The 14,002-nt window shown below is 50.8% G+C and carries 12 protein-coding genes; 11 read left to right on the top strand and 1 reads right to left on the bottom strand.

Going from position 1 to position 14,002, the window contains the following annotated elements; all coding sequences use genetic code 11:
• Positions 1-44: 44 nt before the first annotated feature.
• The 11 genes from MKY24_RS21060 (at position 45) to MKY24_RS21010 (ending at position 12,069) form a co-directional block, all read left to right on the top strand.
• Positions 45-1,238: a radical SAM protein gene (locus MKY24_RS21060; RefSeq protein WP_023990063.1), complete on the top strand. Its 1,194-nt coding sequence runs from the start codon at positions 45-47 to the stop codon at positions 1,236-1,238.
• Positions 1,239-1,293: 55 nt separating this feature from the next.
• Entirely contained in the window at positions 1,294-2,670 is a 1,377-nt protein-coding gene (locus tag MKY24_RS21055; RefSeq protein WP_023990062.1) for a peptide ligase PGM1-related protein, read from the top strand.
• Positions 2,671-2,687: 17 nt separating this feature from the next.
• Positions 2,688-2,933 carry an acyl carrier protein gene (locus MKY24_RS21050; RefSeq protein ID WP_339200800.1) on the top strand — a complete coding sequence of 82 codons (246 nt, stop codon included), beginning with the start codon at positions 2,688-2,690 and terminating at the stop codon, positions 2,931-2,933.
• A gap of 37 nt (positions 2,934-2,970) precedes the next feature.
• Positions 2,971-4,056 carry a hypothetical protein gene (locus tag MKY24_RS21045; RefSeq protein ID WP_023990060.1) on the top strand — a complete coding sequence of 362 codons (1,086 nt, stop codon included), beginning with the start codon at positions 2,971-2,973 and terminating at the stop codon, positions 4,054-4,056.
• A gap of 69 nt (positions 4,057-4,125) precedes the next feature.
• Complete coding sequence (locus MKY24_RS21040) at positions 4,126-5,118, top strand: ATP-binding cassette domain-containing protein (RefSeq protein ID WP_068941768.1); 993 nt, start codon at positions 4,126-4,128, stop codon at positions 5,116-5,118.
• Positions 5,108-5,914 carry an ABC-2 family transporter protein gene (locus MKY24_RS21035; protein ID WP_028541504.1) on the top strand — a complete coding sequence of 269 codons (807 nt, stop codon included), beginning with the start codon at positions 5,108-5,110 and terminating at the stop codon, positions 5,912-5,914. Before MKY24_RS21040 ends, MKY24_RS21035 begins: the two co-directional genes overlap by 11 nt.
• Before the next feature lies 1 nt (position 5,915).
• Positions 5,916-6,728, top strand: a complete 813-nt coding sequence (locus MKY24_RS21030; protein WP_023990058.1) for an ABC-2 family transporter protein — start codon at positions 5,916-5,918, stop codon at positions 6,726-6,728.
• Between the two features lie 49 nt (positions 6,729-6,777).
• Positions 6,778-8,310, top strand: coding sequence for a hypothetical protein (locus tag MKY24_RS21025; RefSeq protein ID WP_339200799.1), 1,533 nt, complete (start codon positions 6,778-6,780; stop codon positions 8,308-8,310).
• A 17-nt stretch (positions 8,311-8,327) separates the two neighbouring features.
• Positions 8,328-9,488, top strand: coding sequence for a UDP-glucuronosyltransferase (locus MKY24_RS21020; protein WP_339200798.1), 1,161 nt, complete (start codon positions 8,328-8,330; stop codon positions 9,486-9,488).
• A complete protein-coding gene (locus MKY24_RS21015; RefSeq protein WP_053326008.1) occupies positions 9,485-10,573 on the top strand; it encodes a Gfo/Idh/MocA family oxidoreductase in 1,089 nt (362 codons plus the stop codon). The genes MKY24_RS21020 and MKY24_RS21015 overlap by 4 nt, the downstream gene beginning before the upstream one ends.
• An 83-nt stretch (positions 10,574-10,656) precedes the next feature.
• Positions 10,657-12,069 (top strand): alanine racemase, encoded by a 1,413-nt coding sequence (locus MKY24_RS21010; protein ID WP_053326007.1) that lies wholly within the window; start codon positions 10,657-10,659, stop codon positions 12,067-12,069.
• A gap of 90 nt (positions 12,070-12,159) precedes the next feature.
• Here the strand turns inward: MKY24_RS21010 and MKY24_RS21005 are convergent, their stop codons facing one another.
• Positions 12,160-13,989: an FTR1 family protein gene (locus MKY24_RS21005; RefSeq protein WP_339200796.1), complete on the bottom strand. Its 1,830-nt coding sequence runs from the start codon at positions 13,987-13,989 to the stop codon at positions 12,160-12,162.
• Positions 13,990-14,002 lie beyond the last annotated feature (13 nt).

Genomic DNA, 14,002 nt, shown 5'->3' with positions numbered 1-14,002 from the left:
AGCTTGGTACATGTGCCTGAAAATCCATTAAACGAGGTGTTAGCATGCAGCCCAAAAGCAATGTGCTGATTGATGAGAAAGCGTTCAAGCTCATCAAGCGTAACCTGAAAAACGCTTCTGTATCTTACCGTAACGCCACACAGGACCCTACTTTCAAAACGGACATGCCCCAGACGATCGGCATTAAGCTGACCAACCGCTGCAACCTGAGATGTACACACTGTTTTGAATGGAACGAGGAAGGCTACCATCACCAAATGGATAAAGAAGAACAAAACATGGATCTTGCTCCGGACATGCTCCGGCAGATTTTGAGCGAAACCAAGGAAGCCAAGTCCAGACTGTACATGTGGGGCGGCGAACCGATGTTTCACCGGCGTTTTGATGAAATTTTGGACGTGCTGGCGGAAGATCGGCGCGAAATGACCTTTTGTACAAATGGATTACTTATTGATAAATATTTGGACCGGATTTTGGATTTGTCCGAAAATCTGGAGTTATTAATAGCGATTGAAGGTTTTGAAAGAGAACACGATCTAATTCGCGGTAAAGGCACCTTTCAAAAAACAATGCGGCAGATGGATAAGCTGATTGAACTGCGCGACCAGGGATTGTACAAGGGACGGGTAACTGTCCATGCGGTCATTAACGATAACATGATCGGACGGATGTACGAATTTCTGCAAATGCTGGAGGACAAAAGGCTGGATCTGGTGCTGCTGACGTTCCCCTGGTACATTTCCAAAGAGACCTCCCTCAAAATGGATGAATATTTCACACATAATTTCTCCTGGCTCCGACAACTTGAAGAAAAAAATATTAGTAGCTGGCATGCTTTCAAATATAAAATCAACCCGGATAACATCGATCCTCTGATGCAGGAACTACAGCGGATCAATGAGCGAGTATGGAACATTCGCGTGCGCTATCAGCCCGGTTTGGATTATGAGGAAATTGATAAATTTATACATGGCGAGGAAATGGTCAGCCGTTGTTCCAATCATTGTTTGGCGCTCACCTCCAGAACAGATATTTTACCAGACGGGAAGGTCATGCCTTGCAAATTTTTCAGTGAGTTCACGATTGGAAGCATGCGTGAGCACAGTCTGAAGGAGATATGGAACTCGGATGCGTATGAGAAAACTCGTCAAAAGATTAATCATGAAGGATTGACTCCGGTGTGCTCCAAATGCAGCGTATTGTATCTGCACGGGGCAGGCTCTCTGAAATACATTTAGTTTTCTATGGATGTTGTTTGTTACTGGATGGAAGAGAGAGGGATGATGACAAGACGTGACGACTAAAACTATTAACCTTGTGGAAGCGCTTGCGCATGAACGGGACCATGGAGTCCTGATTTGGCTGTTTAATATCGGCGCAGAGCAAGTGTGGCATCCATCCCCCCGCAAGGGGGGCATGGTAGACCGGGATGAACAGCAAGTCGTAAACCGGATGGAGGAAATGAATCTCCTGCTATGTCGAAGTCAGGATGTCATTGTACTTCGGGAACAGCCGGATGAGGCGTTTCTGGACATGCTCCAACGGTTGGGCTTTAGCCTGCCGCGTATTGAGGTGCCGGAGCCTTCTGATCCGCTAACGCCGATTTCAGAGCTGGTGCTGGCGGATGAGGCGCTTTTGGCACGACTGCGCACGGTTGCAGATGCAGGCCACAGCAGCGGCGGAGCCAAAGCGTGGCTCGTCCCCTATGCGGTCACACCGCAGGAGGAAGCGATTGCGGAGCTTTGCGGGCTAGAGCTGATCGGTGCTCCATCCGCGGTCAGTGCTCAGGTGAATGATAAAATATTCAGCCGCCTGACCGCGCAAAAGCTTGGTTTTGCCGTCAGCGAAGGCGCTGTATGTGCAGACGAATCGGCGATCCGCAGGGAGTGTGCCAGACTGGCTGACTTATCGGATGGACCTGTGAAGCTGATTATCAAGCAACCGCACGGTGCCTCAGGACAAGGCATGTATATGCTGGACGAGCTGTCCAAGCTGGACACACTGCTGAGTGTGATGAAGCGTTTTGGCGGCTCGTCGCCATCTTCCGGCGGTTGGCTGGTGGAGCGCTGGCACAATAAGCAGATGGATCTGAACTACCAGCTCTGCATTGACGAGGGCGGTGGTGTGACGATGTTTTCGCTAAAAAGGCAAAACGTGGATGGCACCGTATATATCGGATCTCAAGTGCCGGCTGAGATTGGCGATGCGCTGGAGGAAGAAGTGAGACGCTGCGCCTATCAGCTGGGTACGCATCTCTATTCCATTGGGTATACGGGAATGGCCTCTATTGACGGTTTTGTCGACGAAGAAGGTTTGCTGGTTCCAGTCATTGAGATAAATGGTAGATTTACGTTGTCTACCTATATTTCGTTCCTGTCATCCGTCCTGGGAGAACAGCATAAAACATTATCCCGTTATTACCGCAACGTTACCGCTACACCTCTCACCTACAGCCGCTTGTGCGGGTTGCTCGCGGAGGAGGGCTTGCTCTATACGCCCGAACGTCCAGAAGGGGTGTTTGTGTATACGGCGGGTACATTGTCTGGTATTCCTGTGAAGCGGGGCTATGTGAACCGGATTTTCACACTTATTTTGGCAGATAGCTGGCAGGAAGCTGATGCTTATGCGCACAAATTGGAAGGTATTATTGCTGGATTAGGATGCTCATAAATTGGAGGGAATCAAAAATGAAAACAGATGTATACCATGTAGTACCCTTGCTGGAAAAGATTTTGAAGCTGGATTCGGGAGAGCTGGAACAGTTGACTCCGGATCAGGATCTGCGAACCTTGGGGCTGAATTCCTTATCCGCTGTGGAATTAATTGTAGAGTTGGAAAATGAGCTTGATATTACGATGGAGGACGACGATCTAGTGCTGGAGCATCTATCTACACTGCAAGGCATCGAGCGTCTGCTGGGCAAATATGCATAAGGGCGCTGAAAAGACAAGGTTGATGCAGGAATCCGATATGGAGACTCGTCATGATTCCGTTGTGGACTATGGTGCAGAAGAAGTCGCAAACGCTCTTCCAGGGAAACATTGTGTATATTCTTCCCTGCGTACCTCATTGCGGAGGTACGGGGTGAACATGGCCGAATCCGAGCTATTCATGCTGTGTGGAAGTATGTGCGCAGAGTACGGTGGAGATTTGAAGCGCTTCGGACCTGAGAAATATCCGGAGCAGCTTCAAGAAATGGCAGCCAGTGGTGGACCTGTTATTCGGGTGGAACCGTGGGTCGCTGGTGTCAGCGATGAAACCAACCTGTTGCAGGTACTCACATCGGGCTACGGTACCATGCTGCATACGTCGAGCACCGCTTTAACCTATCACGATGTATATGTGAAAAATTACCCAAGGGGCCACGTGATTGAGTTGTGCGGGTTGGACTTGCAAGAACGGACAGCACAGGTGAATGACAGCTTCCTGCTCGATTCCTCGGGACATGCCATGACTTATGTGGGCTCAGCCCGGCTCGACGATCTGATGCAGGGCATTATTGAGTATGCATGGCTGGTGGAGCAGCCTGCCCCGCTTTCGCCAAGTGAGATGCATGCTGCGTGTGCTCATCATATTCGACAGTATTTGACTGGACACGAAGCCATCTGGAGAGGCGTACCTACGTCTAATGAGTCGGAAAGTCAAACGGGGAAAGCTGTGACAGGCAAGCAGGTCAAGCGGGGAGATGAGGGGTACCGGGCATTTGTCGGTGACTTCCGTCTGTTGGCAGACATGGAGGATCAGGATTTTCGGACGTACTGTCATGAAATCTATTACAATCTACGATTGGGCAGTGCTCTTCATTTGACGGATTATACAGCTGATTATTGCCTGCTGCATCAAGCCACGCTGGGACCACAAACACAGCATGTAATTGAATTGGCACAGGCGCTGTACGCGGATTGGCACAAGCTTAATCTGCATATTTACAAAACAGGGCTTCAACTGCGCAAGCATCGGATGCCTGAAATTACGGAACGAGCTTTGCACTTAATTGAAAGACAGCGGCATATGCTGGAGGAACTGATGATTTTAGCAGAGAAAGCAGCCGAGTAGTCCAAGCATTCGGCCGCATAAGAAACGTTCATCAGGTGTCCTGCACAGAGGAAAGAGGAGGGGAATTGATTGCCGTCCATTACATTAAAGCAATTGTCGAAAACATTTACGTACTACAAAAAGGAGCCGGGCGTGCGCAAATCGTTACAAAACTTGTTCAGGCGTGAGCAGCTGACCAAAGAGGCTGTGCAAAATGTCAGCTTTAGCATTGAGGAAGGCGAAATTGTCGGATTTCTCGGTCCAAACGGGGCGGGCAAAACAACGACGCTCAAAATGCTGTCTGGCATTCTCCATCCCACGGACGGGGAGGCATCGGTACTCGGCTTTACCCCGTGGAAACGACAAAAAGAGTTTAAACGTCAGTTTTCCATTGTAATGGGACAGAAAAACCAGCTCTGGTGGGATTTGCCTGCAAGCGAGTCATTCGAGCTGAACAAGCTTATCTATGAAATCGATGAAAACCGTTATAAAGAGGCACTAGAAGAACTGGTCACCCTACTTGGGGTGGAGGAGCAGCTTCATGTGCAGGTTCGGCGGCTGTCTCTCGGCGAGCGTATGAAAATGGAACTGATCGCCGCGCTGCTGCATCGTCCACGGGTCATTTTGCTGGATGAGCCGACCATCGGACTGGACCTTGTTTCTCAGCGGCGGATTCGAGAGTTTTTCAAAGCCTATAACCGCACGCACCGGACGACCATCCTGCTGACAAGCCATTACATGAAGGATATTGAGGATTTGTGCAGTAGATCCATCATTATCAGCGGGGGCAGATTGGTCTATGACGGAGACTTACACAAGGTGAATGAGGTCATCGGTGCCCGTAAATTACTCAAGGTTCGACTGGAGACCCCCGTATCCAGCCTAACGTTGGCGAGCCTCGGCAAACTTCGCTCCAACTCGGAGCTGGAGGCGGTATTTGAGCTGGATGCAGAAGATACCTTGGCTTGGTCCAAAAAGATTTTGGACGCACTGCCTGTCGTTGATTTTACGATTGAGGACGTCCCGCTGGAAGAGGGGATAGCCAATTTGTACGATGGGGGCAGGCTGGCCGATGCGAAATAACAAATATGTGAAGGTACTCCAGCTTGGTATGCAAAACGAAATGGAGTATCGGGCTAATTATTGGCTCCAAATGGCGGGATTTATGTTGCCGATCATGACGCAAATTTTTCTCTGGCTAGCTGTATTCGGTTCTTCGGGACAAGCAAGAGTGCTGGGCTATTCTCTGCCAGAAATGCTGGTGTATGTGGTCATGGCGGGAGTAACTGGAAAACTGATTGCTACGGGCTTTGAATACGAAATTGCTACAGATATCAAGGAAGGTGGACTGGCAAAATTCATGGTACAGCCTGTGCATTATTTTGCTTACCGTTTTTGCCGGTTTATCGGAGGCAAAGTCATACAGTCTGCGGTCGTGCTGCTGGCGGCTGCTATTTTGCTGTTATGTCTTAGCCTGGAAGGACAAATCAGCTTCGGGCTATCGTACATCCTGCTTTACATATTGGCGTTGCCGGGAGCGCTTGTGCTTAATTTTGTGGTCTATTATGCGCTGAGCGGCATAGCCTTTTGGGTGACGGAATCGGCGGGACTATTTTATACGCTGTCGCTTGTCATTTACGTAGCTAGCGGTACCGTGTTTCCGCTGACGATTTTTGGAGATGTTTTGGCCCGTCTGTTCAGTCTGCTACCGTTCAGCTACACCGTATTTTTTCCGGTGAATGCGTTGACGGGCAAGCTGACTGTGCTGGAAGCCGCTAAAGGCATTGGCGTGCAATGGCTCTGGATTGTAGTGCTGGCGGCCCTATCACGCTGGGTGTGGCAAGCCGGGGTCAAACGCTTTGTCTCGGTGGGGGGTTAACATGAAAAATGTTTTCCGAAACGTTAGGCGCTACATCAGACTGTACTGGAAGTTTGTCCAGTTTTCTGTCATGTCGCAGATGGAATACCGCATTAATTTTATAACTGCATTTCTGGTTGAAACGGCTTATTTGCTCATCAAGCTGCTGTACGCATCGGTTCCATACCGCGCTGGGACGGATATTAATGGCTGGTCTCCTGACGCCATATTGTTATATATCGGCGTGTTTACGATGATGAGCGGATTTTATAGTGGATTGTTCTACAGTAATTTTACAAGCCTGCCTGACAAAATTCGTACCGGCTCACTGGACGTGCTCATGACTAAACCCGTATCGCTGCAATTTATGGTAACACTGCGTCAATTTGAATTGGGCTATACCGTGCCGAATGTAATTGGCGGCGGAATTATGACAGGGGTCGGCTGGCAACGACTCGGATTGCCGTTTAATTTTGAAACTGTAGGAGGGTTCTCTGTGCTGCTTGGATGCGGGGTGCTTACGGCATACTCCGTATTTTTGCTCCCTCAACTGCTAGCCTTCTGGATCATCCGCACGAACGGCGTTACGGAGCTGTCCAACAGCATTTTCGAGACAAACTATGTGCCGATGGCCGTGTACAGTAATCTGATTCAGCGTATCGGTTTGTTCGTGCTTCCGGTGTTTGTCATTTGTAATTTTCCGCCCATGTTCATTCTCGGCAAAATGGAAACCGGGTTAGTGGTATGGGCATTTCTCGCACCTCTCTGGCTGCTGGCGATCATCCGCCTGATATGGCAGTTTGCTCTACGTGATTATACGAGCGCGAGCCAGTAGCGCTACCGTGTAGTAGGCCAATAATGAAGCAGGAAAGGAAGCGAATCATATGAATGCGATACCGAATCAGCGTCATTTGTATATGGGAACGTTCGAAGCGGAGGTTTACTGGCGGGATGCCCAGTTAGCTTCCTTGCCAGCCCTGCCAGACCGGGCTTCTTCTGCGATTGTAGCAGCCATGGATGAACTGCTGTTCAGCTTTTGCCAGCCGGGAGATGCGTTATTGACCCGTTATGCCATTTCGCCCGTACATCGTCAGTATATCGCGCAGTTGGGCTTTCATCCGGCTGTCAACGAACGGGACTTGACCGATGGCATGGAGCGTGCAGGCAACGTGTCGACCGCATCAGTATTTGAACTGCTGGGCAGTCGCAAGGCCGATGCCGGAGAGGGGTTTCCTCAACTGGAAGGCTGTGTGCTTAGCCCGTTTGCGGGTTTACCGCATGTGGAGGAGGCTGCACGTGCTTGGGGAATAACACTGCATCAGCCGCCGCTGGAAACGATTCGCAAGGTAAATGCCAAAACGTATTCCTCTGATCTGAAACGCAGCCTTGGTCTGCGCAACCCGGGCTATATTGTGACTTCGTTTGCAGATGTTGCTGAGGCGGGACGTAAGCTGCTACGGGATGGAAGCTTTTTAATCAAGGATGATTTTGGCGTATCGGGCAAAGGAAACCTGCACATTACCTCGACACAAATGCTGGACCGGATCGTATCGTATTTGCGTGGACAGGAGCGTAAAGGCAAACAGGTGCTTTTCCTTTTGGAGCCTTTTCTGGAGAAAGAACAGGATTTTTCATGCCAATTTACGATTGGTGATGATGGGAGTGTCGATATCTTATCTGTACAATGGCTGGCTAACACTCAATTCTCCTATCGGGAATCCTTGTCGCCGGACGGGGCATTTTTGGAGCGGCTGGAGCGCGAGGGCTATTTTAGCTTGATGCAGGATGTGGGGCAGCAATTGTATCAAGACGGTTATTATGGCGATGTTTGCATTGATTCCATGACACTTCGTGGTGGGAAGCTGGAGCCAATTATCGAAATTAATGCTAGAAAGTCGATGAGTTTGATCAAGCATCAGCTCGATACCTTTCTGGCCAGGAAAAATATGCGTGGCACGCTGACGAATTATTCGCTGTCCCATGATGGCAGTCTATCCTATGAAGAACTGCTGGAAGGGCTGAAAGGTGAAGGATTGTTGTTCACAGGTGAACGTGAAGAAGGCGTCATGCCTCTGGGTGCCAATACGTTATATGTGAACACAGGTGGACGAGATGGCGAGAACAAGATTGTGGGCCAAACAAGCACGCCAAGCAGAAATGCAACTGGGCGCGGAGGCAGATCATCTGCCAAGCAGGTTCGTGTGAGCGGGATTGGGGCCAGCGATGGCGGATCAGAAGGGAACGGCTTGGGTAAGCCGGACTTGAATGGTAAAAAAGAAACCGCTGGAAGCGAACGGGCACGAGGCAAGGGTCGTCTTTATTTGGAACTGGTTGCTGCGAGCGATGAGGAAAAAATGCGATTGACTACAAAGCTGGAGCGTTTTTTGGCAGAGCATCATTTTACAGTGCTGAATTAAACGGGAGGCGTATGAGCATGCGTAAGAATATGGATAAGCTTATGAAGGTAACGATTTTGTGTTCCGGTTTCGGATTGGGCTTTTATACCCCTGGCTTGTTGTTGCAAGCGGGTCTTCGCAGGCTGGGCGTGGATACGGCGATTCATGTATTTGAAAATGTGCTGCCAGAATCGGCCCGTCTCAAGGTCGACAAAAGCCGCAAAGCTTACCATGACAATTTTGCGGTGGCCTTAATGTCACAAAAGGTTCCGCAGGATATGCGTAATTCACTGGATCTCGCAGCGATGGAAGTACTGCTGAACCAATGGATAGAGGAAGATCGGCGGTATTTTATATGCTTATCCGGTCATTGGATGTATGTACTGGAGGAGTATCGCAAGCGCAGAGAACCGAAGTCGGTGCATGTGGACATTGTGTATATGGATTCGACACCTTCTCCTTCCTGGAAAAATCTAGCCAAGCATAACCCACGTTTTGCGGATGGCTGTGGAGAAACGACCTTTTTTGAAAATGATAACAATAGAGTCAGCCACTATATTGATGTGCCGGCCGTGGAGTATGTACCGTTTGAAGCACGGCAATCCCGCTTATTCGTACATGGCGGCGGCTGGGGCATGGGCACCTACCGTGACAAGGTTGGACGGTTGGAAGAAGCGGGCTGGGAGCTGGACCTGCTGTTGTATGATCAGGATCAACCGGATGAACAGCGGGACAGTATACGCTATTTTCAGATGGACCCGCAGTGGAGGACATGGCAGCGAAATGAAGCCGGAGAGCATACATTTCCACCTTTCGGAGAGGTGAAAAGAGGCGAGAAGACAGTGTATCAGGTTGGACCGGATTACCATAGCATGCTGGACCAAGCATGTCGTGTCCAGGCCATTGTCAGCAAGCCCGGTGGTGGCAGCCTAACCGATTCGTTCGCTACAGCTACTCCGCTCATTATGCTGGAGCCATTTGGTGTGCATGAGAAGCATAATGCGGATCTATGGGAACGGCTTGGACTGGGTATGCGGTACGATACGTGGATACAAACCTATGACGGCAGTGCTCAGATACTGGAGGATATGCATCGCAGGATCGTAGAGCTGCGCAGTCGAACGCCGCGTTATATAGAGTCCTATGTGAATAGCATCCAAATGTCAGCAAGCTCACTGGGAATGGAGCAGGGGTCATGAACGCTGCCGCGGCTGCGCAAGAACCTGCGATGCGAGATATTCGCTTTGGGATCATTGGCTGTTCTGCTATTGCTCCGCGTGCCTTGCTAGAACCGATCCGACATGTAGCAGGGGCACGCGTGACCGCGCTTGCGAACCGCACGGTTGCCAAGGCAGGAGAAATGGCAGATCGTTTTGGCGTCAGTGTCATTTATCGGCATGCTGAGGATATGCTAAAGGACCCGGAGATCGACGCTGTATATATTGCGCTCAGCAACGACTTGCATGCCGAGTGGATTGGCAAAGCACTACGGGCTCATAAGCATGTGCTGGTGGAAAAACCGTTATGTCTGAATACGGCTGATCTGGCTCCCTTGGCAGCCACAGTCGAGCAGAGCAGCGCTTACCTGCTGGAGGGAGTCATGGTGCAGCACCATCCTTGGCAGCATGAGCTGCGGAGGATCGTAGAATCGGGGCGTTATGGTCGCTTATGCTCCATAGAGACGAGTCTATGCATTCCGGCAAAAGAAGGACATGCGGACAATTACAGATCTCGTCCTGAGCAGGGTGGGGGATGCTTTTGGGATCTGGGCGTGTACTGGCTACAGCTGCTTCAAGCCGTCGTTGGATTGGAGCAGGCTGAATTCCACAGTCAATCGGATTTTGATGGTCCTCATGGTTGTGACTGGACATTTCGTGCGCAAGCCCGTTATCCGAGCGGATTGAAGGCATCTGCCCTCTTTTCATTTGAGCGCCCTTATCACTGTGCTCATGTACTGACCTTTGATTCGGCAGTAGTCACTTTAAAGGACTGCTTTCGGGCAAATTTAGGTTTTTATAAAATGACACTCAAGACGGAAATAAAGAAGGATATCATGCCGAATATAACGGATGCGGACGCACTGCCTGTGTTATCACAGACATCCTCGCATACCAAAACGGTTTTCGAGCCTATGAACTATTATGTCAATCAGTTGAATACCTTTTGCAGCATCATCCGGGGAGAAGCGGAGCCCATTCCATTTCGCGAGGCTGCTGAACGCGTCAGACTGCTGGCAGCCATTCATGAAGCAGCACGCTCGGGCGAGACGATCTATGCAGTATGAGTATGATTGTGTTTTCGAGCGGTGGGGAGCGAATGATGCAAAATACTGAGTATCAAGGCAAAGAGAAGAGGGGAATTCAGTAGATGGATAAAAAGGACGAAGCCTTACTGGAGCGTTTCGGCGAGCATCCGACGCCATTTTACTATTATGACGGGGATGCGCTGCATGCCCATGTCAGCTCGTTACTATCCCGATTGCACCCGGCCGTGCGTGTACATTATGCGCTCAAGGCTAATGGTAACGTAGCCTTGGCTGGGTTGCTGCGCTCGTTAGGTTGTGGTGTTGAGATTGCTTCGGCTGGAGAAATGTTCGTCGCTATGGAGGCCGGGTATGCTGCGGAAGACGTGCTGTACGCCGGACCGGGAAAAACAGTAGCCGAGCTGAACGAGGCGGTAGCCTGTGGAATCGGCTGTATTCATGTCGAATCGGTGAGGGAGCTGCGTCTGCTGGAGGACATTGCTGCCCAAGCGGGCCAGCTTGTCAGGGCAGCGGTTCGCATCAATCCCGATAACGACTTGTCTGGAGCAACGATTAAAATGGGCGGTGTTCCGCGCCCCTTTGGAGTGGATGAAGGGCAGCTGGATCACTTTTTTAAGGTGCTGGAAGATTGCCCGCACGTCAATTTTCAAGGTATTCAGGTATATACAGGTACGCAAATGTTGAAATCGGATCAGATTTTAGCTTCATTTGCGAATACGCTGCAGTTGGCAGAACGGGTACAGGCTCAGTATGGTGTGGCAATGCATACGGTCAATTTGGGCGGCGGGTTTGGTGTACCTTATTTTGCTCATGAGCAACCGCTCGATATGGATCACGTCATTGACGGACTGAATGCACTCGCGGAGCAGACCCGAACCCGCATGCCCGGGGTTAAGCTAATCATCGAAAGCGGTAGGTATCTGGTCGCTCAATCGGGCATGTATGTCTGCCGAGCATTGTATACAAAAGAATCCAAGGGGGAGAAGTTTGTCGTGGCTGATGGTGGCATGAATCACTACGCCGCAGCTACTTTTCGAGGACGCCGCATTAGGGACAACTACCCGGTGCGAATTATGCGCAGGCAAGCGGGAGAATTGAAAGAGCCCAAAGAACGAGAAGTGGAAGCAACCCTATGGATGGGGCAGAGAGACGCTTCTGCTCAAACGGCTGTGGCTGTCGAACAATCATTAGAAGAGGTTGCAAACCGAATAGGAGGGCCTCTGGAAGAGGCATCCATGGAGCTTGAGACGGTAAGCATTGTCGGTCCGCTTTGTACACCCGAGGATTGTATTGTGAAAAAAGCGCAGCTTCCTCCGATTCACGAGGGCGATTATATTGCCTTTCCGAATGCAGGTGCCTATGGATTGAGCTATAGTCCACTACAATTTTTAGGACATGCTACCCCGACGGAGCTGCTCGATTTTCGTGGGGAGGTGCATGTCATTCGTGAACACGGTGACCGCACAGACCTGCTGCATCATCAGCGCATGATTCCGTTGCCTGAGGATGTGCAGTAAGTATGTAAAAAAACGCCAAACTCATGGGAACCGATATAAATCGGACCTGTGATTTGGCGTTTTTTACATGATGAGTAGGGTAGCATCGACTTATTGTTGCTTGGAGCTGCGCATTTCCTGACGCACAAGCTGCCATACCATAAAGATCAGTACAGCGATTTGTGGGACAAATGTTTCCCAAGTTGGATACATTCCCAGCCAGCTAATGGACGGAAGCGAGGAGGCAGTGTGCCCCGGAAGCTTACCAGCCACCTGAAGCGAATGAATACTTTCGCCCAGGAATCGGAATACGAGATAGTAAATCAGTACAGTGGCAGTCAGGAAAAAGGCGCGAATTGGCAATCGTACACTGAATTTAATGATCGCAAACGCCAGAATGACCAGAATAATCGTCGCTGAGCCAATGCCGATCAGCAATTGTGAGGTTTCGATGGCTGGAGCCATACCGACATAAAAGATAGCTGTCTCGGCTCCTTCACGCAGAATTGCGAGCGCAGAAACCGCAAATAACGACCACAGGCTTCCTCGTGCCAGCGCGTTGCCCACGCTGTTTTCCACAAAGCGGTTCCATGCGGCAGCGTTGGATTTGCTATGCAACCAGCTACCCACGGTCAGCATCAGCACGACCGCCACCAGCCCGGTGACACCTTCCAGCAGCTCACGCATGCTGCCTGATGCGGCAGCTGCCACCAGTGTGGTGAACAGCACTGCCAGAATTCCGCTCAGCACCAGCCCCGTTCCGGCTCCTGCCCATATCCAACGTCCAGCCACGGCTTCGCCGCTTTTTTTGGCATACGCCAGCAGAGCTGCGAGCACGAGGATGGCCTCCAGGCCCTCACGCAGCAAAATCAGCGCGGCATCCCACGCAGTGTAAGAACGTTCTTCCGTCAACGGACGGAGCCTGTTCAGCATCTGATCAAGAGTCTGAATGGCTTTGTCCGTATTCGGTGGAGAAGACAGCAGATATCCGGAAGTTTCGGTCATTTCATTTTCAATCGCAGTGTAAGACGTCGGATCGGAAATTTGTACATGTCCTTCGACGGAAGGCCACAGAGCGATAAACTGCACTACCTTATCAGCCGCTTGCTCTGATTGATTAGCTACAGCATCTTGGCGTGCGGATTCGAGCAAAGTGACTGCATCGGTCAGAGAAGCTACCGAACCATTTGCCGTTCCCGTAGCCGTATTGCCTGCATCTGTTCCTTGGCCTGTGTTCACAGACTTGCCCTGACTATAATCAGACAGCAGAGTCGTTAATTCCTGCATTTCCTTAAGAGCCTGTTCTTGGCGAATGGGCTCAGCTTGCATGGAGATGCGAATGAGACTGATTTTAGTTTCGAGCGAACTGTATACCGGAAAATTGTCCAAACGGATCGGTGTTTCTACCTGATACCAGGCTTTGACGATTCGATCGTAATCCACCCGGGCAGCAGCCCAATCGCCTTTTTGCATGGCGGCCAGACTGCCCTTCGCCATAGGAAGCAATTTTTCCGCTGCTTTGGCTCCAGCCGGGGCTGGTTTGTCCCCTTCGGCCGCAGTGACGTACTCATTGACCGAGCGCGCCAGCACGGATAAGGCAGCTTTCGCTGGTTCCCCGCCGCCACTGGCGAGTGTCTGCTCCGCATCGGTGAGTGCTTGATCTACAGCCGCGATGTGAGCTGAATCTCCGCCATTCGTTTTGGCGGCCTCCCACAGCGTGCGGAATTCTTTCAGATCCTTGGAGGCTTCCGTCCATTGAGCTTGTCCCGCCTCCACCAGCGCTCCGCCCACCACAGGCATTAGCTGATCATTGGTGACAGCTTTGGCATCCGTTTGTGCAAAAGCGACCGACCCGGAGCCGGACATGAACGGAGTGACGGTCAGCAGCAGAGCCGCCACCAGCACAAACACCCATCCCAAGCTTTTATTGCGCCGATTCATATAAATCCCCTTC

Source organism: Paenibacillus sp. FSL P2-0322, from assembly GCF_037975315.1.
GTDB lineage: Bacteria > Bacillota > Bacilli > Paenibacillales > Paenibacillaceae > Paenibacillus > Paenibacillus polymyxa_B.
Note: the sequence above shows the minus strand (reverse complement) of the source record. Positions and strands in the feature narration are given on the sequence as shown.

Coding starts and splice junctions, on each gene's coding strand:
- MKY24_RS21035 (WP_028541504.1), top strand. CDS start 5,108: ATGCGAAATAACAAATATGTGAAGGTACTCCAGCTTGGTATGCAAAAC.
- MKY24_RS21050 (WP_339200800.1), top strand. CDS start 2,688: ATGAAAACAGATGTATACCATGTAGTACCCTTGCTGGAAAAGATTTTG.
- MKY24_RS21030 (WP_023990058.1), top strand. CDS start 5,916: ATGAAAAATGTTTTCCGAAACGTTAGGCGCTACATCAGACTGTACTGG.
- MKY24_RS21025 (WP_339200799.1), top strand. CDS start 6,778: ATGAATGCGATACCGAATCAGCGTCATTTGTATATGGGAACGTTCGAA.
- MKY24_RS21045 (WP_023990060.1), top strand. CDS start 2,971: ATGGAGACTCGTCATGATTCCGTTGTGGACTATGGTGCAGAAGAAGTC.
- MKY24_RS21060 (WP_023990063.1), top strand. CDS start 45: ATGCAGCCCAAAAGCAATGTGCTGATTGATGAGAAAGCGTTCAAGCTC.
- MKY24_RS21005 (WP_339200796.1), bottom strand. CDS start 13,989: ATGAATCGGCGCAATAAAAGCTTGGGATGGGTGTTTGTGCTGGTGGCG.
- MKY24_RS21020 (WP_339200798.1), top strand. CDS start 8,328: ATGCGTAAGAATATGGATAAGCTTATGAAGGTAACGATTTTGTGTTCC.
- MKY24_RS21010 (WP_053326007.1), top strand. CDS start 10,657: ATGGATAAAAAGGACGAAGCCTTACTGGAGCGTTTCGGCGAGCATCCG.
- MKY24_RS21015 (WP_053326008.1), top strand. CDS start 9,485: ATGAACGCTGCCGCGGCTGCGCAAGAACCTGCGATGCGAGATATTCGC.